The 26,778-nt window shown below is 64.1% G+C and carries 21 protein-coding genes; 13 read left to right on the top strand and 8 right to left on the bottom strand.

Translation table 11 applies throughout. The annotated features are described in order from the left end of the window. The 3 genes from ftsA (at position 1) to lpxC (ending at position 3,730) form a co-directional block, all read left to right on the top strand. Positions 1 to 1,236 (top strand): cell division protein FtsA, encoded by a 1,236-nt coding sequence (gene ftsA / locus THIVI_RS11190; protein ID WP_014778707.1) that lies wholly within the window; start codon positions 1 to 3, stop codon positions 1,234 to 1,236. A 168-nt stretch (positions 1,237 to 1,404) separates the two neighbouring features. Then, the gene (gene ftsZ / locus THIVI_RS11185) at positions 1,405 to 2,577 is read left to right on the top strand and encodes a cell division protein FtsZ (protein ID WP_014778706.1); all 1,173 of its coding nucleotides are present in this window, start codon (positions 1,405 to 1,407) and stop codon (positions 2,575 to 2,577) included. A 241-nt stretch (positions 2,578 to 2,818) separates the two neighbouring features. Beyond that, on the top strand, positions 2,819 to 3,730 hold the full coding sequence (gene lpxC, locus THIVI_RS11180) for a UDP-3-O-acyl-N-acetylglucosamine deacetylase (RefSeq protein WP_014778705.1): 912 nt from the start codon (positions 2,819 to 2,821) through the stop codon (positions 3,728 to 3,730). On the opposite strand, the gene THIVI_RS11175 is transcribed toward lpxC, so the two are convergent. Continuing rightward, a complete protein-coding gene (locus THIVI_RS11175) occupies positions 3,727 to 4,188 on the bottom strand; it encodes a DciA family protein (RefSeq protein ID WP_014778704.1) in 462 nt (153 codons plus the stop codon). The genes lpxC and THIVI_RS11175 overlap by 4 nt on opposite strands. Before the next feature lie 107 nt (positions 4,189 to 4,295). On the opposite strand from THIVI_RS11175, the gene THIVI_RS11170 reads away from it, so the two are divergent. The 6 genes from THIVI_RS11170 (at position 4,296) to THIVI_RS11145 (ending at position 12,567) form a co-directional block, all read left to right on the top strand. Beyond that, positions 4,296 to 5,240, top strand: coding sequence for a M23 family metallopeptidase (locus tag THIVI_RS11170; protein WP_041446954.1), 945 nt, complete (start codon positions 4,296 to 4,298; stop codon positions 5,238 to 5,240). Positions 5,241 to 5,342: 102 nt separating this feature from the next. Beyond that, positions 5,343 to 8,174 carry a preprotein translocase subunit SecA gene (gene secA / locus THIVI_RS11165; protein ID WP_014778702.1) on the top strand — a complete coding sequence of 944 codons (2,832 nt, stop codon included), beginning with the start codon at positions 5,343 to 5,345 and terminating at the stop codon, positions 8,172 to 8,174. A gap of 4 nt (positions 8,175 to 8,178) precedes the next feature. Beyond that, positions 8,179 to 9,390, top strand: a complete 1,212-nt coding sequence (gene argJ / locus THIVI_RS11160; protein WP_014778701.1) for a bifunctional glutamate N-acetyltransferase/amino-acid acetyltransferase ArgJ — start codon at positions 8,179 to 8,181, stop codon at positions 9,388 to 9,390. A 57-nt stretch (positions 9,391 to 9,447) separates the two neighbouring features. Then, entirely contained in the window at positions 9,448 to 10,479 is a 1,032-nt protein-coding gene (locus THIVI_RS11155) for a Nudix family hydrolase (RefSeq protein WP_014778700.1), read from the top strand. Between the two features lie 58 nt (positions 10,480 to 10,537). Further along, positions 10,538 to 11,380: a transglutaminase-like domain-containing protein gene (locus THIVI_RS11150; protein WP_014778699.1), complete on the top strand. Its 843-nt coding sequence runs from the start codon at positions 10,538 to 10,540 to the stop codon at positions 11,378 to 11,380. After that, positions 11,377 to 12,567 (top strand): MFS transporter, encoded by a 1,191-nt coding sequence (locus THIVI_RS11145; RefSeq protein WP_014778698.1) that lies wholly within the window; start codon positions 11,377 to 11,379, stop codon positions 12,565 to 12,567. Before THIVI_RS11150 ends, THIVI_RS11145 begins: the two co-directional genes overlap by 4 nt. A gap of 23 nt (positions 12,568 to 12,590) precedes the next feature. Here the strand turns inward: THIVI_RS11145 and THIVI_RS11140 are convergent, their stop codons facing one another. Genes THIVI_RS11140 through tagH form a run of 7 tightly spaced genes read right to left on the bottom strand, consistent with a single transcriptional unit; the run spans position 12,591 to position 22,597 of the window. Beyond that, positions 12,591 to 13,328, bottom strand: a complete 738-nt coding sequence (locus tag THIVI_RS11140; protein WP_014778697.1) for a PP2C family protein-serine/threonine phosphatase — start codon at positions 13,326 to 13,328, stop codon at positions 12,591 to 12,593. Then, positions 13,325 to 14,128, bottom strand: a complete 804-nt coding sequence (tagF, locus tag THIVI_RS11135) for a type VI secretion system-associated protein TagF (RefSeq protein WP_014778696.1) — start codon at positions 14,126 to 14,128, stop codon at positions 13,325 to 13,327. The genes THIVI_RS11140 and tagF overlap by 4 nt, the downstream gene beginning before the upstream one ends. Beyond that, positions 14,125 to 17,676 carry a type VI secretion system membrane subunit TssM gene (gene tssM, locus THIVI_RS11130; RefSeq protein ID WP_014778695.1) on the bottom strand — a complete coding sequence of 1,184 codons (3,552 nt, stop codon included), beginning with the start codon at positions 17,674 to 17,676 and terminating at the stop codon, positions 14,125 to 14,127. Before tssM ends, tagF begins: the two co-directional genes overlap by 4 nt. Then, complete coding sequence (icmH, locus tag THIVI_RS11125; RefSeq protein ID WP_014778694.1) at positions 17,673 to 19,058, bottom strand: type IVB secretion system protein IcmH/DotU; 1,386 nt, start codon at positions 19,056 to 19,058, stop codon at positions 17,673 to 17,675. The genes tssM and icmH overlap by 4 nt, the downstream gene beginning before the upstream one ends. A gap of 3 nt (positions 19,059 to 19,061) precedes the next feature. Continuing rightward, positions 19,062 to 20,396 carry a type VI secretion system baseplate subunit TssK gene (tssK, locus tag THIVI_RS11120; RefSeq protein WP_014778693.1) on the bottom strand — a complete coding sequence of 445 codons (1,335 nt, stop codon included), beginning with the start codon at positions 20,394 to 20,396 and terminating at the stop codon, positions 19,062 to 19,064. A gap of 9 nt (positions 20,397 to 20,405) precedes the next feature. Next, positions 20,406 to 20,900, bottom strand: coding sequence for a type VI secretion system lipoprotein TssJ (gene tssJ / locus THIVI_RS11115; protein WP_245537252.1), 495 nt, complete (start codon positions 20,898 to 20,900; stop codon positions 20,406 to 20,408). Between the two features lie 53 nt (positions 20,901 to 20,953). Next, complete coding sequence (tagH, locus tag THIVI_RS11110) at positions 20,954 to 22,597, bottom strand: type VI secretion system-associated FHA domain protein TagH (RefSeq protein WP_014778691.1); 1,644 nt, start codon at positions 22,595 to 22,597, stop codon at positions 20,954 to 20,956. A 141-nt stretch (positions 22,598 to 22,738) separates the two neighbouring features. Between tagH and THIVI_RS11105 the strand changes: the two genes are divergently transcribed. From THIVI_RS11105 to THIVI_RS11090, 4 genes are all read left to right on the top strand, one after another. Next, the gene (locus THIVI_RS11105) at positions 22,739 to 24,889 is read left to right on the top strand and encodes a type VI secretion system Vgr family protein (RefSeq protein ID WP_014778690.1); all 2,151 of its coding nucleotides are present in this window, start codon (positions 22,739 to 22,741) and stop codon (positions 24,887 to 24,889) included. Between the two features lie 78 nt (positions 24,890 to 24,967). Continuing rightward, complete coding sequence (locus THIVI_RS11100) at positions 24,968 to 25,516, top strand: DUF4123 domain-containing protein (RefSeq protein WP_014778689.1); 549 nt, start codon at positions 24,968 to 24,970, stop codon at positions 25,514 to 25,516. Positions 25,517 to 25,531: 15 nt separating this feature from the next. Further along, a complete protein-coding gene (locus THIVI_RS11095) occupies positions 25,532 to 25,915 on the top strand; it encodes a DUF4280 domain-containing protein (protein ID WP_245537428.1) in 384 nt (127 codons plus the stop codon). Positions 25,916 to 25,982: 67 nt separating this feature from the next. After that, the gene (locus THIVI_RS11090) at positions 25,983 to 26,777 is read left to right on the top strand and encodes a class I SAM-dependent methyltransferase (protein ID WP_157174428.1); all 795 of its coding nucleotides are present in this window, start codon (positions 25,983 to 25,985) and stop codon (positions 26,775 to 26,777) included. Position 26,778 lies beyond the last annotated feature (1 nt).

Below are 26,778 nucleotides of genomic sequence, written 5' to 3'. Positions count from 1 at the left end.
ATGTCGCGACGTAACGACAAAAATCTGTTGGTTGGACTGGATATCGGCACCTCGAAGATCGCCTGTCTGGTGGGCGAGCTCAAGGACGACGATCAGATCGAGATCATCGGCATCGGTATCCATCCGTCGCGGGGTCTGAAAAAGGGCGTGGTGGTGGATATCGAATCCACCGTCCAGTCGATCCAGCGCGCGGTCGAGGAAGCGGAGTTGATGGCCGGTTGCGAGATCAATTCGGTCCATGCCGGGATCGCCGGCAGCCATGTGCGCAGCCTCAATTCGCACGGGATCACCGCGATCAAGGAGGTCGAGGTCTCGCAGGCCGACGTGGATCGCGTGATCGACGCGGCGCGGGCGGTGGCGATTCCGGCGGACCAGAAGATCCTGCACATCCTGCCGCAGGAATTCATCATCGACAATCAGGAGGGCATCCGCGAACCCATCGGGATGTGCGGCGTGCGCCTGGAGGCGCGGGTGCACATGGTGACCGGCGCGGTCAGCGCGGCCCAGAACATCATCAAATGCATCCGGCGCTGCGGGTTGGAAGTCGACGATCTGGTGCTCGCCCAGTTGAGTTCCAGTTACGCGGTGCTCAGCGAGGACGAGAAGGAACTCGGGGTCTGCGTCGTCGACATCGGCGGCGGCACCACGGATCTGGCGGTTTTTACCGATGGTGCCATCCGGCATACGGCGGTGATCCCGATCGCGGGCGATCAGGTCACCAACGACATTGCGGTGGCGCTGCGCACGCCGACGCAATATGCCGAATTGATCAAGATCCAGCACGCCTGCGCCCTGACTCAACTCGCCGGGAATAGCGAGACCATCGAGGTACCCAGTATCGGCGACCGCCCGCCACGGCGGCTGTCGCGCCAGACCCTGGCCGAGGTGGTCGAGCCACGCTACGAGGAGCTATTGACGTTGCTGCATAACGAGTTGCGCCGCAGCGGTTTCGAGGATCTGGTCGCGGGCGGGGTGGTGCTGACCGGCGGCAGCGCGAAGATGCAGGGTCTGATCGATCTGGCCGAGGAGGTCTTCCACATGCCGGTACGCCTGGGGTTGCCGCAGCATGTGATCGGCATGGACGAGGTCGTGAACAATCCGATCCACTCCACGGGCGTGGGGTTATTGATGTACGCGCGCCAGCATCGCTATGCGCGCGGCCCCGAGATGTCCGAGAATCTCGGCCTCAAGGGAACCTGGTCGCGCATGCGCAGTTGGTTCCAGGGCAATTTTTAGCAGGGGGTTGGCTGTCCGACCCCAAGGGTAGATGGACCGCGGCCTGCGGTCTCGGATCGGCGGGTTTCTGGCCTGCCGGTCATTTCGGGGGGTGGTCGCGTGCGTGGCGCGCGGCTGAACGAGGTTTCAGGTATTGCTAAAACGTTCTTCATATCGGGAGACAGATCAATGTTCGAGCTCATGGATACCCATAGTCAGAATGCCGTCATCAAGGTCATCGGCGTCGGCGGCGGCGGCAACAACGCGGTCAATCATATGTTGGCCTCGACCATCGAGGGCGTGGATTTCATCTGCGCCAACACCGATGCCCAGGCGCTGAAAAGCTCCAACGTCAAGACGATCCTGCAATTGGGCGCGGGCATCACCAAAGGGCTGGGAGCCGGGGCGGACCCCGAGGTGGGTCGGCATTCGGCGATCGAGGATCGCGATCGCATTCAGGACGCGCTCGAAGGCGCGGATATGGTGTTCATCACCGCCGGCATGGGCGGCGGCACCGGGACGGGCGCGGCGCCAGTGGTGGCCCAGGTGGCAAAGGAACTCGGGATCCTGACCGTGGCCGTGGTGACCAAGCCGTTTCCGTTCGAGGGCGCCAAGCGGCGGCGGATTGCCGAGGAAGGGATTGCCGAGCTCGCCAAGTCGGTCGACTCGCTGATCACCATCCCCAACGAAAAGCTGCTGGCCGTGCTTGGCAAGGACATGAGCCTGCTCGACGCCTTCAAGGCGGCGAACGATGTCCTGCTCAATGCGACCCAGGGCATCGCCGAACTCATCACCTGCCGCGGACTGATCAACGTCGACTTCGCCGACGTCAAGACGGTGATGTCCAACATGGGGGTCGCCATGATGGGGACTGGCTCCGCGCGGGGTGCGAATCGCGCTCGCGAGGCCGCCGAGGCCGCCATCAAGAGCCCGCTGCTGGAAGATATCGATCTCGCCGGGGCGAAGGGCATTCTGGTCAATATCACGGCGGGTCCGAGCCTGACCATCGGCGAGTTCGACGAGGTGGGCAACACGGTGCGCGACTTTGCCGACGACGAGGCGACGGTCGTGGTGGGCACGGTCGTCGATATGGAGTTGGAGGACGAACTGCGCGTGACCGTCGTGGCGACTGGACTGGGCGAACGCCGCGCTGCCGTCACCAATAAACGCGCGGGCGGGGAAGCCTCGATTCGACTGGTCTCCGGAGGCGACTTGAGCGATGGTCAGCCGGACTATCGGGAAATGGAGCGTCGCCCGGCGATCTATCGGAAAGCGGGTGGATTGGCTGTGGCTGAAGCGGTTGACGAAAAGGATATGGACTATCTGGACATCCCGGCGTTTCTGCGTCGTCAGGCCGACTGATCAGGGGTTTCCCTCTTGTTGAAGGCCAATAAAAACAAAGGGATTCTGTTGCATCCAACATTAAACTTGAAATAGGTTCGGGAAAACCCTAAGCTAGCGGTAAAGCGCTCCAGTGTGGAGCGCGTAACGCGATGGCGAGCAGGCAAGAGCGGTTGAACTAACAGGAAGGGTTGGTTCAAGCGCTTCTGTCCATGAGCAAGAAGCCGTCAGCCGCCGTGGACCGCGATGGGAGATCCGACCGATGCTCAGGCAACGTACCTTGAAAAATGTGATCCGTGCGACCGGGATCGGTTTGCATACGGGCGAAAAAATCGAGTTGACGCTTCGGCCCGCCGCGCCCGACTCCGGTATTCGGTTCCGGCGCGTGGATCTTGATCGGCCGGTGGAAATCAAGGCGACGCCGTTCAATGTGACCGATACGCGTCTGTCCACGACGCTGGCGAGCGGTGACGTGAAAGTCTCGACGGTCGAGCATCTGCTCTCCGCTTTTGCGGGGCTGGGGATCGATAACGCCTGCGTGGACGTTGGGGCCGCCGAGGTGCCAATCATGGACGGGAGCGCCGCGCCGTTCGTCTTTCTACTTCAGACGGCGGGCGTCCTGGAGCAGAATCGCCCCAAGCGATTCATTCGGATCAAGCGCCAGGTCGAGGTTCGCGATGGCGATAAGGTCGCGCGGTTCACGCCTTACGATGGATTTAAGGTCGATTTTTCGATCGACTTCGACCATCCGGCGTTCAACGCCCGCGCGAATCGCGCCACGGTGGATTTCTCCACCTCGTCCTTCGTGCGCGAGGTGAGTCGCGCGCGAACCTTCGGTTTTTTGCGCGAGATCGAAGCGTTGCGTCAGCATAACCTGGCCTTGGGCGGTAGCCTGGATAACGCAGTCGTGGTGGATGAGTATCGCGTCCTGAACGAGGAAGGGTTGCGTTTCGAGGACGAGTTCGTCAAACACAAGATCCTCGACGCCATTGGCGATCTCTATCTGCTTGGGCACACCCTGATCGGCGCCTTCACCGCGCACAAATCCGGGCATGCCCTGAACAACGCGCTGTTGCGCGCGCTGGTCGCCGACGAAGCGGCCTGGGAGGAGGTGGTCTTCGAGGATTCGGCGACAGCGCCGATCTGCTACGCGCAGCCGATTGCGGCTGTTTAGTCTGCTTCGATATGTCCCGGGGGCGCATGTCTGTTCGCGAGGTTCTTCAGCGCGCGCCGTAAGTCCGGATCCTGTATGGTGTCCGCTGCTTCGAGCAGATGCTTGATTGTGCCGCTCGACAGTCTGGGCGTCGGCATCCGGGGTTGGTGTGGGCGGCTTGTCTCGTCGCGAGCCAGGCGGACTTGAATGTGGGTTTCGGTTATTTCCCGCGTTTTTAACGAGCGAACGATGTCCTCGGCCAGAAAGCGCGCGCGCGTCGTCCAGGCTGGGGAATCGAAATAGAGCGTTAACCGCGTTCCCTCGACACCGACATCCAGGCAGTGCGCTTGCATCGGTTCAGGCAATCGGGAGCGCACGTATTCAAGCAGCGCAATCTCCCTTGCTCGCCGTTCGAGCAGATCGCGCGCGGAGCTGTTGTTTTGCAACAGATCGCGGATATGAAAAAGTGTGATGTTCATTGGTGTTGTGTTCGTGTCGGCCGCGCATCGGCAGACGTGATCTGACTGGCCGATTGGCGAGCCATTGACGAGCATTGTTCCTTGAAGACCTGAAGCAGAGAGAAACGATGTACCACCACGATCGAAGAAAAAACGCTCGCGGACAGGCCGTTGTCGTGCTTTTGGCTATTTTATCCTTTGTCTGCGCGGGCGCTGGGTTGGGATGGTTGATCGGACAATACGCCAATCGTCTTCCCTCCGCCGATCCTCCTCGATCCGCCCCGGCATTCGCCTCCGCATTTCCACCGACGAATACAGCAGAGTCTTCGCCTTCCCGTGCGCGCCAGACAGTCGGTGCAATCGCCTCTCGTCTGGGCGACATGCAGGCCGAGTTGCTGAGGCTGAATGCGCTGGGAGAAAGGCTGGTCGGAATGTCCGGGCTCGATCCCGAGGAATTCGATTTTGCAAACCCGCCCCCCCAGGGCGGTCCGGAATTGGGGCCAGTCCGCGATTACACGATCAAGGAAATCGCCAGCGAGTTGAGCGGCGTTGCCGGGATGATTCAGGATCGTCAGCGCAAACTCGACGTGCTCGAAGATGTCCTCGTGAACAAGGATTTGACCGCGCGCGCGCTTCCGTCAAGCTGGCCGGTAAGCACCGGTTATGTTTCATCCAACTTCGGTTTCCGGATTCATCCCGTCAAAAAGGTCCGTATCTTTCACGAAGGAGTTGACATCGCCTGTCCGCGGGGCACGCCGATCCTTGCGGTGGCGGATGGTGTCGTCACCTTCAGCGGGCGTCGAAATGGCTACGGGCGGGTGGTCGACATCCGTCACCCGGATGGCCTGCTCACCCGTTATGCCCACAATACCGCGAACCTGGTCAAGGAAGGACAGAGGGTTCGTCGGGGACAGTCGATCGCCTCGGTCGGGGCAACCGGTACGGCCACGGGTCCGCATGTTCACTTCGAGGTACACAAAGACGGCAAGGTCGTCAATCCCATGCCGTATTTGAATGGCCGGAGTACGCTGGGTGGCGCTCCGGTACGCACCACCGACCGCTCTCCAGGTTGATTCCGGTTGCGAGGTAGAGTCAGGCAGGTCGATGTTCGCACTTGCGGTCATCGAATTCCGGTATCATTCGCCGATTTATTCGGCAGGTCTTAAATTCATCCGATGGTTACTCGACTGTTCAAAAAGATCTTCGGGAGCCGCAATGATCGGCTCGTCAAGACATTGATGAAATCCGTGGTGCGGATCAACGCCCTGGAGCCCGGGATCGCGCAATTGTCGGATCAGGCGCTTGCCGCGAAAACCGCCGAATTCCGTCAACGGCTCGCCGCCGGCACCGATCTCGACAGCCTGCTCCCCGAGGCATTCGCCGTGGTCCGCGAGGCCGGCAAGCGCGTGCTCCAGATGCGTCATTTCGACGTGCAGATGGTCGGCGGCATGGTCTTGCACGACGGCAAGATCGCCGAGATGCGCACCGGCGAGGGCAAGACCCTGGTCGCTACCCTGGCCGCCTATCTCAACGCACTGCCCGGCAAGGGCGTCCATGTCGTGACCGTCAACGATTATCTGGCGCGCCGCGATGCCTCCTGGATGGGACGTATCTATCACTTTCTGGGCTTGACCGTCGGCGTCATCAATTCCTCCGGCGGCCTGGGGCCCGATATGGCCTCATATCGGTTCGATCCGGATTACGAGCCGCCCGCCGGTCAGGGGTATCGTCATCTGCGGCCCGCGACCCGTCGCGAGACCTACGCCGCCGATATCACCTACGGCACCAACAACGAATTCGGCTTCGATTATCTGCGCGACAACATGGCGTTCACCGCCGAGCAACGGTCCCAGCGCGATCCGTTTTACGCCATCGTCGACGAGGTCGATTCCATCCTGATCGATGAGGCGCGCACCCCGCTCATCATCTCCGGTCCCTCCGAGGGCAGCACCGACCTTTACAAGAAGATCGACGGACTCATCCCCCGACTGACCCGCCAGCCCCCCATCACGAACGAGGAAGGCAAGCCCGATTTCGGCCCCGGCGATTACTCGGTCGACGAGAAGCTGCGCCAGGTCTACCTCAGCGAGGAAGGCCACGAGCATGTCGAACAGATGCTGGTCGAGATCGGCCTGCTCGACGAGGGCGATGGGCTCTATGATCCGAGCAACATCGTGCTCATGCACCATGTCTATGCCGCGTTGCGCGCCCACGCGCTCTTCCAGAAGAACGTCGAATACATCGTGCGCGACGGTCAGGTGATCATCGTCGACGAATTCACCGGCCGCACCATGCCCGGCCGGCGCTGGTCCGAGGGTCTGCATCAGGCGGTGGAGGCCAAGGAAGGGGTCGCCATCCAGTCCGAAAATCAGACCATGGCCTCGATCACCTTCCAGAATCTGTTCCGGCTCTATCCCAAGCTCTCGGGCATGACCGGCACCGCCGATACCGAGGCCTTCGAGTTCCAGCAGATCTATGGCCTGGAAGTGGTCGTCATTCCCACCAACCAGCCGATGATCCGCGAGGATCGCGGCGATCTGGTCTATCTGACCCAGGACGAAAAATATCAGGCGATCATCGCCGACATCCAGGATTGCGTGAAGCGCGGCCAGCCGGCGCTGGTCGGCACCGCCTCGATCGAGACCTCCGAACTCATCGACCGCCTCCTGATCGAGGAAAAGATCCCCCATGAGGTACTGAACGCCAAACAGCACGAACGCGAGGCCGGTATCATCGCGCAGGCCGGCCGTCCGGGCGCTGTCACCATCGCCACTAACATGGCGGGGCGCGGCACCGACATCGTGCTCGGCGGCAATCTGGAGGCCGAACTGGAAGAGGCCGGCCCCGACGCCGACCGCGACGCTATCCGTGCCGCCTGGAAACTGCGTCACGCCGAGGTCGTCGCCGCCGGCGGTCTGCACGTCGTCGGCACCGAGCGCCACGAATCGCGCCGTATCGACAACCAGTTACGCGGACGCTCCGGGCGTCAGGGCGATCCTGGTTCCTCGCGCTTCTATCTGTCGCTCGAAGACAACCTGATGCGCATCTTCGCCTCCGAGCGAGTCGGCAAGATGATGCAGCGGCTCGGCATGCAGAAGGGCGAGGCGATCGAGCACCCCTGGGTGACCAAGGCCATCGAGAACGCCCAGCGCAAGGTGGAAGGGCGCAACTTCGACATCCGCAAACAACTGCTCGAATACGACGACGTGGCCAATGATCAGCGCAAGGTGATCTACGGCCAGCGGCGCGATCTGATGGATAGCGTCGATATCTCCGACACCGTCACCGCCATGCGCGAGGATACGCTCAAGGCACTGATCGATTCGCACATTCCGCCTGAGAGCCTGGAGGAGCAATGGGATGTCGCCGGACTCGGCGAGGTGCTGGTTCAACACTTCGGTGGCGATTGGCCGCTTCAGCAATGGCTGGACGAGGATCACGATCTGCACGAAGAGAGTCTGCGCCGGCGTATCCATGACACTCTGGTTAAACGTTACGAGGACCGGGAAGCGCTCATCGGGTCGCCGAACATGCGTCAGATCGAAAAGGCCGTGATGCTGCAAACCCTGGACAGCCAGTGGAAGGATCATCTCGCCGCCATGGACTATCTGCGTCAAGGGATTCATCTGCGCGGCTATGCCCAGAAGAACCCCAAGCAGGAATACAAGCGCGAGGCGTTCCAGATGTTCTCGGCAATGCTCGACAGCATCAAGCAGGATGTCGTGATCACCCTCGCCAAGCTCCAGGTTCAGGCACCCGATGGCGCGTCCGGTCCGCCGCCCGCGGCGTTCGCCCCAAGTCCGGTCCCGGACAAGGCATTCGAGTTCAAGCATGAGGTGTTCGAGGGGTTCGGCGGCGGCGATTCCGATGACACGGAAGCGCCTCCAGGATCCGGCGAACCGGAACATCAGCCCTTTGTGCGCGAAGGCCGCAAAGTGGGCCGCAACGAGCCCTGTCCCTGCGGATCCGGTAAAAAATACAAACAGTGCCACGGGAAGGCGAGCTAACGCGATGACGCCATCGGAGCCTTCCTTTCGCCCCGTCGCCGGTCTGCGACTGGCGTCCGGCGCGGCCGGCATTCGCTATCCGGGACGCGATGACCTGGCGGTGTTCGAGCTTCCAGCGGGCAGCGCCTGCGCGGCGGTCTTTACCCGTAACGCCTTCCGGGCGGCGCCGGTCACTCTGGCACGGGGTCATCTGGACCGCATCGCGCCGCGTTATCTCCTCATCAACTCCGGGAATGCCAACGCCGGCACCGGACGGCGCGGACTGGAGGATGCGCGCGCCTCCTGCGCGGCGCTGGCCGCACGGGCCGGCTGCCAGCCCGAGGAGGTTCTGCCCTTTTCGACCGGCGTGATCGGCGAGCACCTGCCCGTGGAACGTCTCGCGGCGGCCCTGCCCGATCTCCTGACGCGGCTCGATCCGGCGGGCTGGCCGTCCGTCGCGCGCGCCATCATGACCACCGACACGGTGCCCAAGCTGGTGTCGCGCCAGTTCGCGTTGAACGGCCAGACCGCCACCGTGACCGGGATCGCCAAGGGGGCTGGGATGATTCGCCCGGACATGGCGACCATGCTCGCCTTCATTGCCACCGATGCCGCCGTCGCGCCGGCGCTCCTGCAAGCCTGTCTCCAGACAGCGGTAGCGCCGTCGTTCAACGCCATCACCATCGATGGCGACACCTCGACCAACGATTCCTGCGTCCTGATCGCCACCGGCGGACTCGGCAATCCCATGATCGAGGATGTCGGCACGCCGGACTTCGCGGCGCTGCAGGCCGCCGTCAGCGCGGTCTGTCTGGATCTGGCCACGGCCATCGTGCGCGATGGCGAGGGTGCCACCAAACTGGTCACTGTCGCGGTCGAGCAGGCCGCCGATACGGACGAGGCACGGCGGGTCGCCGATACCATCGCCCATTCGCCGCTGGTCAAGACCGCGCTCTTCGCCTCCGACCCGAACTGGGGGCGGATTCTGGCCGCGGTCGGGCGCGCCGGTCTCCAGGATCTCGACATCGAACGGGTGCGGATCTCTTTGGGCGAGGTGCTGATCGTCGCGGACGGCGGACGCGCGCCGGACTACACCGAGCAGGCGGGAGCCGCCGTCATGGCCGAACCCGAGATCCTGATCCGCGTGGCGCTGGGTCGGGGCGACGCCCAGGCGCGGGTGCTGACCTGCGACTTCTCCTATGACTATGTCCGCATCAATGCCGAGTACCGGAGTTAAATCGCGTCTGGCACTGTGTCCATGCAGACGCTGACTGACTCAGGCAAGGTTGAGCCGATGCACGAGCAACGCATGCCAGACCGGATAGGGTTTAATCAGGGCTTGGTCCATGTGATGGTGGGCGTCATCGCGGACGATGCTGGCCGCATTCTGGTGACCAGGCGTCCGGATCACGTCCATCAAGGCGGACTCTGGGAATTTCCGGGCGGGAAGCTGGAGCCTGGGGAGTCGCTCGAGCAGGGGTTGTCCCGCGAGTTGGCTGAAGAGCTAGGCATCCAGGTTCGGTCCAGTCGGCCGCTGATCCGGGTACATCATCATTATGCCGACCCCTCGACTCCGCTCATCGTGCTGAGCGAAGCCGAAGTAGGGGCAGGTCGCCATGTCCTGCTCGATGTGCGTCGGGTGGAGGTTTACTCGGGAACTCCCGAGGGGCGCGAGGGGCAGCCACTCGACTGGCTGGAACCGGAGGCCATGGATCCCGATGTCTTTCCGGCGGCCGACCGACCCATCATCAATGCGCTGCGATTGCCGTCTCTGTTCATGATTACCGGGGGCGATCCCCGGCGGACGGATGAATTCCTGGAACGTGTCGGGCATGCACTCGATCAGGGCATCCGGCTGGTCCAACTGCGCGCGCATGACCTGGACGATCAGGCTTATCGTCGCCTTGCCAGCGCGGTTTATGCGGTCTGCGACACGCGCCGGGCACGTCTGCTGCTCAATCGGGAGCCGCGACAGGTCTCCGATGTCCCTCGTCACGGACTGCACCTGTCGGCCCGGACGCTCATGAACCTGACCGCGCGACCCGGTCGGTCGCATGAACTGATCGGTGCTTCCTGCCACGATACCGCGCAACTGGAACAGGCCGCGCGACTTGGCCTCGATTATGCTCTACTCTCTCCAGTGAAGCCGACCGCGACCCATCCGGACGCCCTTCCGCTCGGCTGGCAGGGCTTCGCCGACCTCGTCGAACCGATCCCCTTGCCGGTCTACGCACTGGGTGGTTTGGGTCCGACGTCTCTCCAAGACGCCATCGAACACGGCGCGCAGGGGATCGCCGCGATCCGGGGGCTGTGGCCGGACGCTTGATGCCGTTCTGATTCAACGGCGCCGTTCAGGTTCGCCGTTCAACACCAGGAGTCGACCAATGCAGATTCGTTTCGGCTACGAGTTGGTCTATGCGTGCCCGCAACGTACGCCCATGATTCTGACCCTGAACGTTCATTACAGCCGGGTCTCGGACCTGGTCGTTCCCGATCATCTCGTCACCCAGCCGGCGGTGCCGATCACCGCCTATCGCGACGGTTTCGGTAACTGGTGCAGCCGTTTGGTCGCCCCGCCGGGCGAGATCCGTCTCACCACCGATGCGGTGATCAATGACTCGGGGCAACCCGATGCGACGGATCCCGACGCCGCGCAGCTCGCGGTGGAGGCGCTGCCCAGCGAGACCCTGGTCTACCTGCAGGGGAGCCGCTATTGCGAGACCGACCGTCTCTCCGAGATGGCCTGGTCGCTGTTCGAGAAAACGCCGCCGGGCTGGCGCCGGGTGCAGGCGATCAGCGATTTTGTGCATGGTCATCTCACCTTCGGTTATCAGTACGCCCGCGCCACCAAGACCGCGCTCGAAGCCTTCCACGAGAAGCGGGGAGTCTGCCGCGACTACACGCATCTCGCCATCGCCTTCTGTCGCTGCATGAACATTCCCGCGCGCTACTGTACCGGCTATCTGGGCGATATTGGCGTGCCGCCGTCCTCGGCGCCGATGGACTTCTCTGCCTGGTTCGAGGCCTATCTGGGCGGGCGCTGGCATATCTTCGATCCACGCAATCGGGTACCCCGTATCGGACGGGTGCTGATTGCCCAGGGACGCGACGCCGCCGATGTGCCGCTCAGCAATGCCTTCGGTCCCACGACCCTGAAGCAATTCAAGGTCTGGACCGACGAGGTGCCAGCGTCGGCGCCGAGCGCCGGGGGCGGGCCGCCGCGATGACCGACACCGGAATCCGCCAACCTGCCAGCGCCTTGCGCGGTCTGGCGATCACTCTTGGGTTCGTGCAGTTTTTTCTGCTGGCGACCTGGACCCTCTACGCCATCTTTCTGCCCGGATTGCTGGAGTCCGTCGGTGTCGAGAAACGCTGGGCGGGCTGGGTGCTGCTAGCCGATCAGGCGCTCTTTGCCTGTTTCGATATCGCGGCGGGTTTCGCGGCGGACCGCGCCTTCCGGCTCTATGCGCGGATCGGTTATGTCGTCATGGCGGTCAGCGCGCTCTCCTGCCTGGCCTTTCTGTTGCTGCCCTGGCTGCCGGGGCTCGGTGCCGGGCCGTGGGTCTTCCTGAGCATCACCGCGCTGTGGGTGGTCAGTTCGTCCGCGCTACGCTCGCCGCTTTTCGGGCTGCTCGCCCGTCATGCCGCCAAGCCCGCGGTGCCGCGACTGGCCGGATTCGCCCTGGTCGGCCTGGGCGTCGCGGCGGCGGTCTCGCCCTATCTCGGCACCCTGATGACCGGCATCGATCCGCGGCTGCCCTTTGCGGTATCGAGTCTCGCGCTCCTGCTGGTCGCCGCCGGCCTGGTGGTCGCCGAGCGGAGGGTGGGGCCGATCGCCGCGGTCGCACGCGAGAGCGCGCCGCCGACGGTCTCCGCCTGGGGCTTCCTGCCTCTGCTCCTGCTGGCCGCCAGCGCCTTTCAGATCGCGGTGTTTCTCAACGCCGGGCCGCGTTTTCTCCGGGAGATCGATGCGGCGTGGCTGCCCTGGCTGTTACCCGTGTTCTGGATCGGCTTCAGTCTCGCGGTCTTTAACGCGGGCGTGCTCAGTCAACGCTGGGGCGCGGCGCGGGTCTTCGCGCTTGGCTGTCTGGTCGGCGGCGCCGGGCTGGGCCTGAGCGGTCTGCCAGGGATCGAGGCGGCCATCGCCGGTTATGCGATCGCCGGTTTGGGTTGGGGGAGTGTCCTGGCGAGCGCCTTCGGTCTGGCTGCGGACTGCGGACGACCGGGCCGGGTCGCGACCTACACCGGCATTCTCTTTGCCACGCTGGCCGCTGCGGCCTTCCTGCGCATCGGCGTCAATCTGGCAGGCTGGCCTAAGCAGGCCGAACTTGTCCCTCTCCTGACCTGGGCGCCCATAACCGGCTGGCTGCTGGTCGGCCTGTTGATGTTGCGACTGGCTAGGCGGAATCCATAATCAAACTGCCAACTGCCAACCCCTCACGCGCAGCGATAATCCATTACGACCACCGTGACATTATCGCGTCCGCCCGCGTCGCAGGCCGCCTGGACCAGAGACTGGGCGGTTTCCCGAGGATCGGGTTGGTCGAGCATCCGGGCGATCCTGTCCTCTGTCACTTCCTTGAGCAGTCCGTCGCTGCAAAGCAGATACCGGTCGCCGTCGAGCAGCGCCTCGACGCGCCGGTCGACCTTCAGTTCGACGTCGCCCCCGACCGCGCGCACGAGGACATTGGAGAGCGGGTGCAGATCCGCCTGCGCGCGGGTCAGCAGGCCCTGTTCGACCATTTCCTGGACCTGGGTATGGTCGAGCGTGAGTTGGGTGAGATCGCCTTTGCGCAACCGATAGGCGCGGCTGTCGCCGGCCCAGAGGATGGCGCAGTGATCGCCGACCGCCATCACGGCGACGATGGTGCTGCCGATGATCTCGCCGCCTTGCCTGGCCGCTTCATCGACCAGGTGGCGGTTGGTGTCCTCGATGATTCTGCTGACGGTTTCGGCGGCGGCGCCGAGCAGTTGCGGATGCGCGAGCTGGCCGAGCCGATCGACGAGCAGACGGCTTGCCATCCCGCCGTCACGGTGGCCGCCCATGCCGTCGGCGACGGCCCAGAGCCCGAGATCGGGTCGGTCAAGATAGGCGTCCTGGTTGATCTTGCGGGTTTTTCCGGTGTCGGTCGCGCCCCCCGAAATCCAACGACAAGCGGGTGTTTGCAAATTCATGGTGCCTCCGGATCGACAACGATGGACTGAGTGTCGTTCTGTTGACATGGCTCCTCGCGCCGAGCGGCGCCGAGGCCAGGGCGTGCCAGTTCCCACCAATCCCCGCGGCTCCAGTCTCCCGCGAGCAGCGCGCTGAAACCCTCCGGCGGCGGCAAACCCTGGCAGGTCAGAAAAGACGGTGCGACCCGATCCGAGCCGCTTGACCACCAGAGACTATAGGCACAGAACATCTGATCGAGTGCATGCGAGAGCAGGTTCGGGCAGGCGCGAAGCACCTCGGCGGGAGATGCGGCGGGCAAGCGCCAGGCGTTGGAGCGAGGATTGCCGGACGCTGGTTCGCCGCTCGCGCGCAACCTGGAGTCCGGCGCGCCGAGCGCCATGACCTGAGCATCGAAGGTCTCGACGGTACAATCGCCTTCCAGTCCGGTTAGCGCCAGGGTTTCCGCGCGCTCGAACCAGGAGGGCTCGCAGAGGAGGTCGACGAGGTCGGTGTCGCTGTTCAGCGGACAGGCCAGGGTCAAGGGGAAATAGCGTCCCACGCGATCGACGCTCGGCATCAGGATCCCGGCCCATGCGCTCTGCCCGGCGATTCCAGGGGTCAGGACGAAGCGCCACAATGGGCTGGTCAGATAGATGTCCAGCCAGTCCTCACCGAGTTGCGCGCGACTGCTCGCGAGCGATTCGCGTAGCCACAGATCCCATGGCCGGACGAATTCGCCGGGCGCGCGGCGGCTGACGAAATCTCCGAGTTCCGGGAGCTTGCCGTAAAAACCTGGGGTGTGGTCGGTTCGGTCGTTCACAATCGCTCCGGACAGCGAAATTGACGCACTTCCTGGAGGTGAAAGGGGTTGCGCACGCTGACCGCGCGCAGCTCGAAACGCGCGGACAGTCCGCCCAGCGAAAAGGCGACCTGAAATTTTTCCGGTTGATTGGTCGGTTTCAAGGAGGATTTATCCAGAATCCGAAACCAGGCCCATGGGCCTTCCTCGGTCAGACTCGGGCCGCTGCCGGTGGCGTCCATGAAGGTCAGCCGAACCCGTGCCGGTCCGTCCGGCGCGGGCCATTTCAGCCGTTGACTGCGCGGCGGACCCTGTCGGTAATCGACGATCTGTCCGCCGAGATCCAGGATGAACTGCGTTGCCCGCGCATCCATGCTCGTGGGTTGCAACTCGAATTCGACCGCTGGCGTCTTGCCGCCCCCCATGAAAAACGCCTCGCGGATGACGGCCGCGCGTTGGAATTGCGCCAGCACCTCGTTCGGAATGCCCAGGCTGGCGTCGACCCAACGCCAGGTCGGTCGCGAGGTATTGACGATCGGGGCCAGATTCTTCTTGAAAAACGTATCGATCATGCCTTCTGGACCAAGCAGGCGCCCGAAATCGAAGAGCGTCGTCTCGCGCGCGCTACCCTGGACAAAGGGGTAACGGTCGTTGATCGCTTCGCGGCAGAAGGGCAGGATCTCGGAGGTCCAGAGGCTGTTGATCTGGGCGCGCATGCCGCCGGCTTCGAGATTGGCGCTATCCTGCGCCAGGGTGCCGATCCATTCGCCCAGCGGTGCCGGGAGCTTGCCCGCGAGCGCCTTGGTGTCCTGGATCTCGGCGGTCTCTCCGGCGACCAGCAGATCGCGCCCGGATGCCATCGCGGCGGCCACGCCGGTGAGATGAAGCTCCAGCTTGCTCAAGGTGGTCTGCAACTGGTCGATGGGCGCTCGACCCTGTGCGTCTGGGTTCACCAGATCGTGCAGCCAGGTAAAGCGGTTCGTGACATAGGACTCCGGCGATCCGCCGGGCGTGGTATTCGGGGACGGATCGCCCAGATAGCCCTCGACACGCCGTCTAACGGCATCCGGACTGCTGGGGGTCGGAACGGCGGCTTCAGTCGGCTCGGGCTTGCGGTCGAGTTCGGTCTGTCGCGCGGCGGCGGTCAGCAGGCGGCGCAGCGGGGATTGGGTGGGGTCGGCGAGGATGTCCATGACTTGAGCGGCGTGCCGCAGGTCGCGCACGGCGATGAGTTCGAGATCGTCGAGCAGATCCTTCCAGACGTTGGCATAGTCGCGCAGATACAGGTCGCGGATCGCGTCGAGCAGTTGCCGGACGTCCCCGGTTCCCGATTTCAAGCGCGCATCCGGGCCGAGTACCCAGCTTTCCGCGGCGGCCTCCGCGATCAGGCGACTGCTTGCCGCCGTAAACCCGCGATGGTATCCGTCATAGGTATAGAGCGCGGGGACGCCCTGGTTGAGCGGCCGACCGCTACGGCGCACGAACACCAGGTTGGCGTATTCGCCGGCGGCGTCGCTGACCGTGAAGTCGCGGATCGCATTGCCCAGCCCCTCGCGCGTGAGTCGGTCATAGACCCGTTCGGGCAGCGGCGAGCGGTTGAGGATGCCCCGCGCCTGGTCGATCAGACTGCGATCGAGTTCGAGCGGCAGCGGAACCGGGCGGCGCTCCATGAGCGCATCCAGGTGGTCGCGTAGGGCCGCGTGCTGCTCGGTCGTGGTCTCGCGCGGTAGGCTATCCTGCCAGTCGCGTTCGACCCAGCGCTTCACGGCGGTGGGGTCATAGTGGGTTTCGCTGTCCAGCATCAGATAGACGCGCAAGGCCTCGTAGAGCGCGTCGGGGTTGCCGGCGGCGGACTGCCGGATTTGTTCCTCAAGCCGCAGGATGACGCGCGGTAGCAGTACCTTGTTGAGGATGCGCCGATAGGCGAGTTCGGACTGGGAGCCCAATTTCTCGCCCTGATAGAGCCCTAGTCCCATGCTCAGCGGGACGCGGCGGTCGCGTTCGGCAAAACCGCGCGGAATGGCGCGCGCGGCGTCCAGCAAGGGCAGCGCGTCCAGCGGGTCGCGTTCCTCGGGCGTCAGTGCGTCGATGCGCGCCTCGATGTCCACGACACGCTGCGCGACGTCCTCGATATAGGCGCGATTGCGTGCATAGCTGGTGGCCCAGGCGGTCGCCGCGATCAGAAAGACCAAAGCGGCGCCAGCGTAGGCGCCACGGCGCAGCCAGAGACGGCGACGCTCCAGACGCGGGTCGAGTCCGGCCAGGCCGGATTCCTGAAAGATGACCTCGCGCAGCAGACGGTTGAGGAAGTAACTCTTGCCGGTTCCCTTGAAGGGCAGCAGACCCTGACGACCCAGTCCGAAGTTGGCGGCATAGGCGCCCAGGATGCGGTCGATCGGGGTGCCGGTTTGGGTGCCGCTGGTGAAATAGACGCCGCGCACCAGCGGCTGAATCTCGAAGCGGGAGGGCGCGAAGGCGTCGTTCAGGAAGCGCTCCAGCGTTTCCCCGAGCGCGCCGAACTGGCTTGGGAAGCTGAACAGCAGTGTCCGCTTGCCTGGTTCGCGCTCCTGTTCCAGACGGGTCAGCAGACGTTGGTCGAGTCGCGCGTGCAGCGCCTTCATCTCCTCCGGGAAGGCCGTGAGGGGAGCCGGCGAGTCCTCGCGCGGCGCGGATTGAAAGGTCATGCCCCAGACCTGTTCGCGTCCCTCCTTCGTCAGGTCGGCGAAGAACTCGCTGAATCCGGCCACCAGGTCCGCTTTCATGAAAAGCACGTAGACGGGCACCGCAATGCCGAATGACTGGCACAATTCCTGGACGCGCTGACGAATGGCCAGGGCATGGGCGTCGCGCTCGGCCTGGGACAGTTGCATCAGGTCGGAGAGACTGACGGCCACCAGCACGCCATTGATGGGGCGACGCGGACGATGTTTTTTCAGCAGGGCCAGAAAATTCTGCCAGGCCGCCCGGTCCACCTCTTCATAACTGTCCTGGGTGGTATAGCGTCCGGCGGTATCGATCAGCACCGCCTCGTCGGTGAACCACCAGTCGCAATGACGGGTGCCGCCGATCCCGTGGATCGCGTCCTGACCCAGCCGTTCGGCGAGCGGAAAGCGTAGCCCAGAATGGAGCAGTGCCGTGGTCTTGCCGCAGCCGGGCGGGCCGATGATGAGGTACCAGGGCAGTTGGTAGACCCAGCGTCCGCCTAGCTTTTGCTTGCCGCCGGATTCCTTGAGCGTTGCTAGGGCCTGGTCGAAGCGTTCGCGCAGCGCCCGTAATTCGTCCTCCGAGGCGAGCTTGGCCGGATCCGCCGCCGGTTCGGGACCGGCGGCGAGTTGCTCCATGAGCTGACGGTTGCGGATGCGTGCCCAGACGGCAGCGCCGATCTGGGTCAGACCCCAGACACTGAACAGCCCCCCGATGAGGATCCAGCGATGGAGCGCCGAGGCGAGCGGTTCGGCGCCGGAGAAGCCGATCAACGGTCCGACGAACCAGACCAACAGCGCCAGCGCGACCGTTCCGACCAGGCTCAGGAAAAAACGCGACGCGAAAAAACGTTGCAACCACTTCATCGACTCGTCCCCGTGCGCGAGGTGGGCTCGCCGCTGCGGCGAGCCGGCGTCATGAGCATGACCTCAACCCGTCGGTTACGGGCGTCTTTGGGGCTCCCGGCGATCAGCGGATCGACATCGGCGCGGCCCTCGGCGGTGAAGCGGGCGGGGTTTCCCGCGACCTCGACGAGCAGATCGCGGACCTTGTTTGCCCGTTCCTGCGAGAGATGCCAGTTGGAGGGAAAGCGCAGGGTCTTGATTGGGACGCTGTCGGTGTGGCCCGTCACCAGCACCGCGCCGGGCAATTGCGCCAGCGATTCGGCGATGCGCCGAAGGAGCGGAAGATACGGCGGCTTGACCGTCACGCTGCCCGAGGCGAAGAGATCGTCGCCGCGAATGATGACGGTCTGGCCCTGCGGACGGTCGACCACGTCCAGTTGCCGCGCGGCGATCTCGTCGGCGAGCAGGATGCGCAGCGTCAGCGGCGCCGTCGCGCCCGGTTCGTCCGGCGGCGGCGCCTCGGTCAGGGGCATGCGAGGCCGTTCGGTCAACGCCGGCAGCCGCTTGTCCAGGTTGCCGAGCGACAGATACACGGGGTCCGAGTCGCGGTTGAGCGTGAAGGTAAAATAGGCGAACAGCGCCAGCAGGAGCAGCGTCGAAACCGCGGAGAAGACCCAGAGCGGAAGCTGATGGATCAGCGGGTCGCGTTGCTCTTGGATGCCTCGCCAATGGGGTGAGAGTTCGAGTTCGGGATCGCCGCGTTGCGCGCGGATGGTCTGAAAGAGCTGCTCGCGCACCCGATTGAGTTGATCCCGTCCGCCCTCGCGCACCCGGTAACGACCCTCGAAACCGAGCGCGAGACAGAGATACAGAAGTTCCAGCAGAATCAGGTTGCCGCTGGGATAGGCCAGGAGGCGTTCGAGCGCGGTGAAGAATTTTTCCCCGCCCCAGGCTTCGTTGTGGAAGCTGATGAGGAGTCCGCGGTTGCTCCACACGCTCTGACTTCCCCACGGGGTATCCAAGACCGATTCATCGATCAGCGAGCACAGCACATACCGCGCGGGTAGCACCACGGCATCCGCGAACCCCCGGGCGCGCGCGCAGGCTTCGAACTCGCGTATCTGCCGGGTCAGTCCCTCGCGCAGACCTTCGGGGTCCGGATGGGAGGAGGTGCCGCGCACCTGAGCCGCTACCGTGAGAAGTCCGCTGGCGCAGCCGACCAGTGGATTGTTCAGATGTGCCGGCAGCGTCTCGGGATTCCAGCCGGGTAGGGTGCCGGAGACCGCCGGCGTCGGTACGGGCGGGGGCGTTGGCTGACCGGGGACGCGCCGCCCGCCCGGCATCGGGCGGATGATCGTATGGCCGGCATCGCCAGCGGTCGCAAAGGGATCCTCGTCGGTCATGGCTTACTCTCGGATGGCCCAGAGTTCAAGTTTCAGCGCCGGGAATTCACCGCCGATATGCAGGCCGAAGCCGCCACCCGACACCAACTGCTTCCAGAATTCGCTGGCGCGATCCAGTTCAAAATAATCGAAACCCTCGTGATAGGGAATCTCCAATGGGGCGGTCGGCATGGGGCGGAGCGCGATCCCGGGCAGGGCGAGCTTGACCAGTTCCTGAATCTTGTCCACCGGGCCGATCTTGGTCTGCGCGGGGAGGCGGTTGCGCAGGGTCTGGGAGTCCAGATTCGCCTGGGCGGCGAGCACGAAACGTGATCCCGCGAGAAGCGACCGGTCGTCCACCAACGCGATGCGGAACCCGAATTGACGCTCCTTGATCGGGATCTGGATGGCGCGTTCGGCATATTCGCGGTTCAGATAGTCGCGCAGTCGGTCGATCAGGGGCGTGAAGCTGGCGTCCAGATCCTCATGCCGGTAGGGCGGGAAGTCCGGCGGGCGCTTCGCCTCGCTGGCGAAGGTCGCCAGTTCCCCGGCCAGGCCGAGCAGGTAACGATAGATGGCCTCTGGATGCAGTCCCTGGATCCGGGTCAGATGCAGGACGACGGGCTCGGCCCGGTTCATCAATTGCAGCAGCAGAAAGTCGGACCAGTCCGCGACCCCGCCGCGTCCGGCGCCACGCACCCGACCGGCGCGCGTCTCGGCCTGGCGATGGAGCAGCCCCGTCAACTCCTCGATGAAATCGGCCAGCCGCGGGGACGCTTGAACGTCGACGCAGGGCGGAATGTAGGCGGAGTCGAGCAGGATCTGACGATCGGCGCGGCATTCGAGTACGCGCCCGACCCCGCAACAGGCATAGCCATCGCGGGTCTGGCGCTCCGCCATCAGGCGCAGATCGAGTCGGCCAATATCGAGTTGCGTTTCGGTGTCCGAGCCCAGCGTGTTATCGCGCACCGTGAGTTCGCTGGAGCGATAGCGCAGGACGGTTTCGGTCTCGCCGGGGCCGCCACTCTCGGTCGCGCCGGGGCGGCGCAGTGGCAGCGCGAGATAGAGGGTCTGGGCGCTGACGTTCTCGTCGAAGTCCAGCGGCGGCGGCAGCGGGTCGCTCGCCGGGGCGTCGAAGGGGGTTCCGTCGGGCAGCGTGCCCGCGACCTCGGCGAGCGCGAATTTCCCGAACGCGAGCAATTCCACGTCGATCCGCAGACGGCGCAGACCCCAGGCGGAGGGGATGCCGATGCCCGATCTGGCCCCGATCAGATGTTCGAGATAACGATCGTGCTGCTGGAGATGTTGCGGCTGAAGGAACAGACCCTCGGACCACAGAACCTTGTTATCCCAGGCCACGGCGGGCTCCTATCGGTGACGGATCGAGACGGCGTTGGCGCCGACCTCGACCAGAAGGGTGTTGTCCATGCCTGGTTTCAGGCGCATCAGATCGCGCCAGCGCGCCTGGTCGATCTCGCGGAAGGCCGCGATGACGCCGAGATAGGTCGCCTCGGGATTGAGCGGGCGCGCGATCGGCAGAAATTGACCGGGGGCCAGGGTGACCTCGTCACGGGCAATCAGATCGCCGCCTAGCACCTCGCCCTCGCGATCATAGAGGCTGAAGAAATCCGCCTTGGCAAACACGCCCTGGCTTTTGAGTTCATAGAGGCGCACCACCACGGACAATGGCTTGCCGCCGGGATTGCGATTGGCATCCGGCGCGGCGGCGACCTCGACGCGCAGTTGCAATGGCGGTTTCTCCGACGGCACTGGCGGCAGCGTTGGCTTGCCGCCGCATCCTGTCAGGAGAATAAAGGCCAGGCCCGCAAAGGCGCAACCGATCGGTCGGCGTTGACTGCTCAAGATAACCTGCTCTCGTGTCTGAATTCGTTGATAGAGTATGGCCCGGATCCAGGTCATGTACCGCAGGAATCGGCCCGGCCGCGAGGATCGGAACCGCGTTCGCCCCGCCGCGGCCCTCGCGACTCGGCGAGACGCCGAATCTGCTCCTGATAGGCGCGCGCGAAGGCGTCGCCGAAGATCTGCATGAAATCCTCCGCGGCGTCGGCGGCGGCCTGTTCGTAGGTCTCGGTAAAGAGATCCCAGTATCTGGCCTTGCGGGCGATCGGCAGCACCTTGTCGAGCCCGGAGCGGCGGCTGAGACGGCGTTCAAGCTCGGCGGGCTCGAAGCGGGCCAGGAGCGCGCGCAGGGCCGCCTGCAGCCCGGCCGTCATGGCCATCTCATGGGCCTGGATGTCCTCGAAGGCCGAGCGCGCCGCCGGCACCGCCGGCAGGAATCCCGGTGTCGGGCGAAACAGCAGACGATCCAGGATATCGTCCGCTGCGACCGAAAACTTGAAAGGGTTATTCTCGGCGGCGCGAATCGTCGTGACGCCAAGCCGCAACTCGCTTTTGAACTGGGCGCGCCCCATCATGGTCTGGGTCAGACCCGTCGCGAGCACGCGCAACAACTCCCCGGCATGCTGGAGCAACTCCTTGGGGTGCTCGATTTCCGCCGGGTTGCCGGTTCCAAGACCGGTCAGGAATGCCTCCAATTCGCTACCCGAGCCGACGCGCTGCGGTATTGTTCCAGGTCGCGGCGGTTCCGGCCGCCGTGGCGGCGGCAGGTCCGCCGGCGCTGCCTCCGCCCACGACAGATCCAGGCGGTCGGCGTCTCTCGTGTCCGGTTCGTGCGTCACCGGCGCCGGGGGCGACGGTTCCGAGAAGTCTGGCGTTGGCGGCATGACCGCCGGCGATGCCTCGGATGGCAGCGAGTTCAAGTCCAGAGTGACGGTCTCGATGCCGTTCGGTTCTGGAACCGCCAGTGACGGTTGCGACAGGTCTGACGGCGGTCTGGGTTCCGGTTCCGGGGCGGCGGGCGTCCAGGCGTCGCTCAAGAGATCGTAATCGTCCGGAACCGGTTGATGCTCGGCCGGGCGGTAGAAGACGTGTTCGACCGGCGTGTGACGAGGGGGCGCCTCCCGAGCCGGGGCGTCCGCCGCGGGGCCGGCCAGGACGTCATTGAGCGGTGCGGCATCGGCGAAGGGGTCATCGGCCAGGTGCCGTTCGGCGGATCGAGACGGCATCGCCCCTGCGGGGGCTTGGTGTTGGTCACGGCCGCCGCCGGGATCGAGAAGGTCCAGAATATCGGCTGTGCCGCCAACCCGCGCCAGTCCTGGCAGGTCATCGGAAGCGGCCAGGTCGGAAAAGGGGTTGCTGCCGGCGACCGCCGCCGGTCTAGCACCGAGCGTGACGGTGATCTCGTAGGCGCCGACGATCAACCGGTCGCCATCATGGAGGGCCACGGATTGGTGCGAGGGCAGGGGGTCGACGGCGTCGTTCAGATAGGTGCCGTTACTGCTGGTATCCGTGATCCAGATCCCCCCGTCGCGCGGATCGAGCCGGGCATGGCGCCCCGAAACCACCCGCTCCGGATCTTCCAGACAGAGGTCATTGCCGGGGCTACGGCCAAGGGTCACGCCCTCTTCGGTCAGACTCAGACGGACGTCCCGTTCAAAGGTCTGGGTCTGACGGTTCACGACGCGCAGATTTATCTCCATTCATCGGTTCTCCGACGTAAAGAACAACGAATCGCCCGGAATCGAGCCTGACGATGGCATGCTCTGCATGAGGTCGAGCGCCTTCCGCAACCCGCACGACTATCCTACTATAATTTATCGAGCCCCCAAGCAGGCAAGCCCATGTCTTCAACTCAACGCTATCGTCCTTTGTCGGTCAATTCGACGCTCGGCGAGGATGTGCTGCTGCTGCGCGAGATGACCGCCGCCGAGCGGCTCAGCGTCCCGTTCGAGTATGCGTTGACCCTGCTCTCCGAACGCCTGGAGATCGACCCGGACGATCTTCTGGGCACGCCTATGACGGTGGCGCTCCTGCTGCCCGATGGCAAGCGACGTTTCTATAACGGCTATGTCAGCCGCTTTTCTCAGACCGGATTTCAAGGGCGCCATGCACTCTACCGGGCGATCCTGGTGCCCTGGCTCTGGTTCCTGTCGCGCACCGCCGACTGCCGCATCTTTCAGGACAAAACCGTTCCGGACATCGTGAAACAGGTCTTCCGCGATCATGGTTTTACCGACTTCGAGGAGCGGCTCTCGGGCACGTATCGTCAATGGGTCTACTGCGTCCAGTACCGCGAGACCGACCTGAACTTCGTCAGCCGCCTGCTTGAGCATGAGGGTATCTACTATTTCTTCGAGCACCAGGATGGAAAACACACATTGGTGCTTGCCGACAGCGTGAGCGCGCACGCGCCGGTTGCCGGCTATGCGCAGGTTCCCTTCAGGCATCACGAGGCGTCGGTGCTCCGCGAGATCGAGCATCTCGACGATTGGATCCTGGACAAGGAGGTGCGCTCGGGCGCCTTTTCCCACAACGCCTTCGACTTCACCGCGCCGAAGAAAAACCTGCTGGCCAGCAGAAGCAGTCCAGGCGATCACGCCATGGCAACGCTAGAGGTCTTCGACTTTCAGGGCGACTATACCGAGTCCGCCGATGGCGCAACCTATGCGCGCATCCGTCTGGAGGAGGCCCAGGCCGCGCATGAGGTTGCGCATGCGACCGGCAATGCCCGCGGCTTGACCTGCGGCGCCCTGTTCACGCTGACGGAGTATCCGCGGACGGATCAGAATCGGGAATATTTGATCGTTGCCGCGAACGATTTGCTGCAATCCGACGAGTTCGAGACCAGCGCATCCCTTGGCGAAGACGAGGTCTTCCGCTGCACCTTGAGCGCCATCGACTCCAAGGTTCCCTACCGGCCGCCGCGCCTGACCCGCAAGCCCGTCGTCCAGGGTTCCCAGACCGCGATCGTCGTCGGCAAAGCGGGCGAGGAGATCTGGACGGACGAATACGGGCGGATCAAGGTGCTCTTCCATTGGGATCGCTACGGTCGAGCCGACGAAGCCAGCTCCTGCTGGATCCGGGTGGCCCAGATCTGGGCGGGCAAGGGTTGGGGTGGCATCATGACGCCGCGCATCGGTCAGGAGGTCATCGTCGATTTTCTGGAGGGCGATCCCGACCAGCCGATCGTCACCGGCAGGGTCTACAATAAAGACTGCATGCCGCCTTACGCCTTGCCGGGAGAGGCCACTAAGACGAGCCTCAAGAGCAGTTCCAGCAAAGGGGGCGGCGGCTTCAACGAGATTCGCCTGGAAGACAAGAAGGGCTCGGAGCAGGTCTTTATTCACGCCGAGAAGAACCAGGACGTTCGGGTCAAGAAGGATGCGTTCGAGTGGATCGGTAACGAGCGCCACCTGATCGTCAAGTCCGACCAGATCGAGCAGGTCGACGGCGACAAACACCTGACCCTGAAGGGGGACCAGAACGAGAAGGTGGACGGATCCGTCTCGCTCAAGGTCGGGATGGATCTCCAACAGAAGGTCGGAACCAAGGTTGGGATGGACGCCGGACAGGAGATCCACCTGAAGGCCGGCATGAACGTGGTGATCGAGGCCGGCATGAGCATCACGCTCAAGGCGGGCGGCGGCTTCGTGGTGGTCGGGCCGGCCGGCGTGACCATCTCCGGGACGCCCGTGCTGATCAACAGCGGCGGCTCGGCCGGCTCCGGCTCCGGGTGTTCCCCGGACGCGCCCAAGGCGGCCAAGGAGGCGGACAAGGCCGATCCTGGAAAGGTGTCGAGCGCCCAGGCCGGCACGCCCCCGCCCGCCTCGACCCTCGCGACGACGCAGGTCAAGGCGATCGCCAAGGCCAGTTCCAGCACTGGTGCCGGCGCCAATCCTCAGGCCCAGGCGTTGAATGCAGCCGCCCAAAGCGGGACGCCCTTCTGCGAGAAATGCGAGGAGGCACGGCGCGCTCAGGCGGCCCAGGTTTGAGATCGAGGTGAGGCCGGAGTCAATCTACACACAAGTCATGCCGTGCGGGACGCGGTTTCGCCCATGGGGATCCGAAACATGATCGACAAGACTCAAGTACAGGCCTTGCAAGCGAGCCTCTCCGAGGTTCGCCAGCCGCTCTATGCGGTGCTCGACGGCGCATCGATTCCCCATCTGCCTGCGCTCTTCTCCGAACACGGGGTGCCCAACGTCTGTCTGCTCCCCGGAGAGCTTGACCCGGAGCTTGCCCAAGCCGCCCCCTACCTGGCGCAATTGACGGCGGAGTCGTCGTTCACGGAGCTGTTCCTCACCCATGGCCTGGGGCGGCATTGGGGTATCCTTGCCACCTCCAGCGCGGATTTTCGCACCCAGCGCATGCATTTCCGCCAGCTTGTTTCCGTCTGGGATCCGACCGGGAAACCGCTCTATTTCCGCTACTACGACCCGCGGGTTCTGCGCGTCTATCTGCCGACCTGCAACGGCGACGAACTGCGCGCCGTTTTCGGTCCGGTCAGCGCCTATTATGCGGAAGACGAATCGCCCGACACGCTGACGCGCTTTATCCTGGGAGGCGACCGACTCGGGCAGCAGCGATTGACCCTCTCAGGCTCCCCGTCCCTTGCGTAGGAGGCAATGATGCCAATGCACGTTTGCTCCGGGGCCATGCTGCAATGCTCGTTCGGCGTCGCGCCGAGTTCGCTGGTCGTCTTGCCGGTCAACAAAACCATGACCGGCAACATGCCGGCCGCGAACATCATGGACAATAAGCCGATGGTGAACATTCTGCCCTTTGGCATGTGCAGCAGTCTTGCCAACCCCACGGTTGCCTCGGCCACCGCCGCCGCGCTTGGGGTGCTGACCCCGATGCCCTGCGTCCCGTCGACCCCGGCTCCCTGGGCGCCCGGCGCACCGACAGTGCTGCTCGGCAATCTGCCGGCGCTCGACGACACCTCCAAGCTGATGTGCCTATGGGGAGGCGTCATCTCGGTGATCTATCCTGGTCAGGTGCTGGAGCAGATTCCGTGATTCCCGATGCCCTGACGATGCTTTCGCGTCTTTTTCGCCGATGGTCTCTCGGCCGAACGGGCTGACCATGCTGATCATTCGTCAAGAACAGATCGAAGTCTTCAAACGCGATGAATCGAATCGATTCAAGGCGCGTCTGCGCGCGCATGTCTGCGACATTTTTCCGCTGCAAACTGCGCTCGTCGAGACCGCCGCGCTCGATGAATTCATCGACCAGACCATTCGGGAGTCTCGCCGCCATGGCTTCGAGACCGAGGCGACCGTACAGTCTTTTGTGGATCATGCCATTCTTCTCGGCTCGGATTTCTGCCGGAATCCTCTCTATTCGACGCTGGTCGAACCCCTTTTCGATGCGGAGATCGAGAATCTGATTCAGCGTCACGACCTCCTGTACGAACGCGCGTGGAGCTACCTCGATGCGACGCGCGGTCCGGATGGCGCGAACGTGCTACGCGCCGTCGCGCGCTTCAAGGCATGGCTCGCGATCCCGAGGAAACCCCGACCGGCGTTTCTGCCCGAGTTGCTGCAGGACTTGAGTTTGATCTATCCGGAAAAGCAGGCGATCCATCCCCCCGCGGAGCTGACGCTGTTTTGCGACGAAGCGGCCAAGCGAGCCCGCTCCGATGGTTTTAGCGAGCCGCTCGGTCAAATGACCTATGTCATCATCGCCTTTCTGATCGGTCTCGGTTTTTTCCATGACCCGCTCGTGCTGGGGGCCGTGAGGGATGGCCTCGCCGAGCTTGAAAAAGAAGAGAACGCCTCGCGACGGACTGAACGCTTGACCTCGCTCGCCGAGACCTACCTGAACCGGGTCATCGCGGCCGTGCGCTCCTCGACAACCACCGGCTCGGAGCTGCTTTGAG

This window comes from Thiocystis violascens DSM 198, from assembly GCF_000227745.2.
In the GTDB taxonomy this organism is placed as follows: Bacteria; Pseudomonadota; Gammaproteobacteria; order Chromatiales; family Chromatiaceae; genus Chromatium; species Chromatium violascens.
The sequence above is the reverse complement of the archived record's forward strand: the minus strand, read 5'-3'. Positions and strand labels throughout refer to the sequence as shown.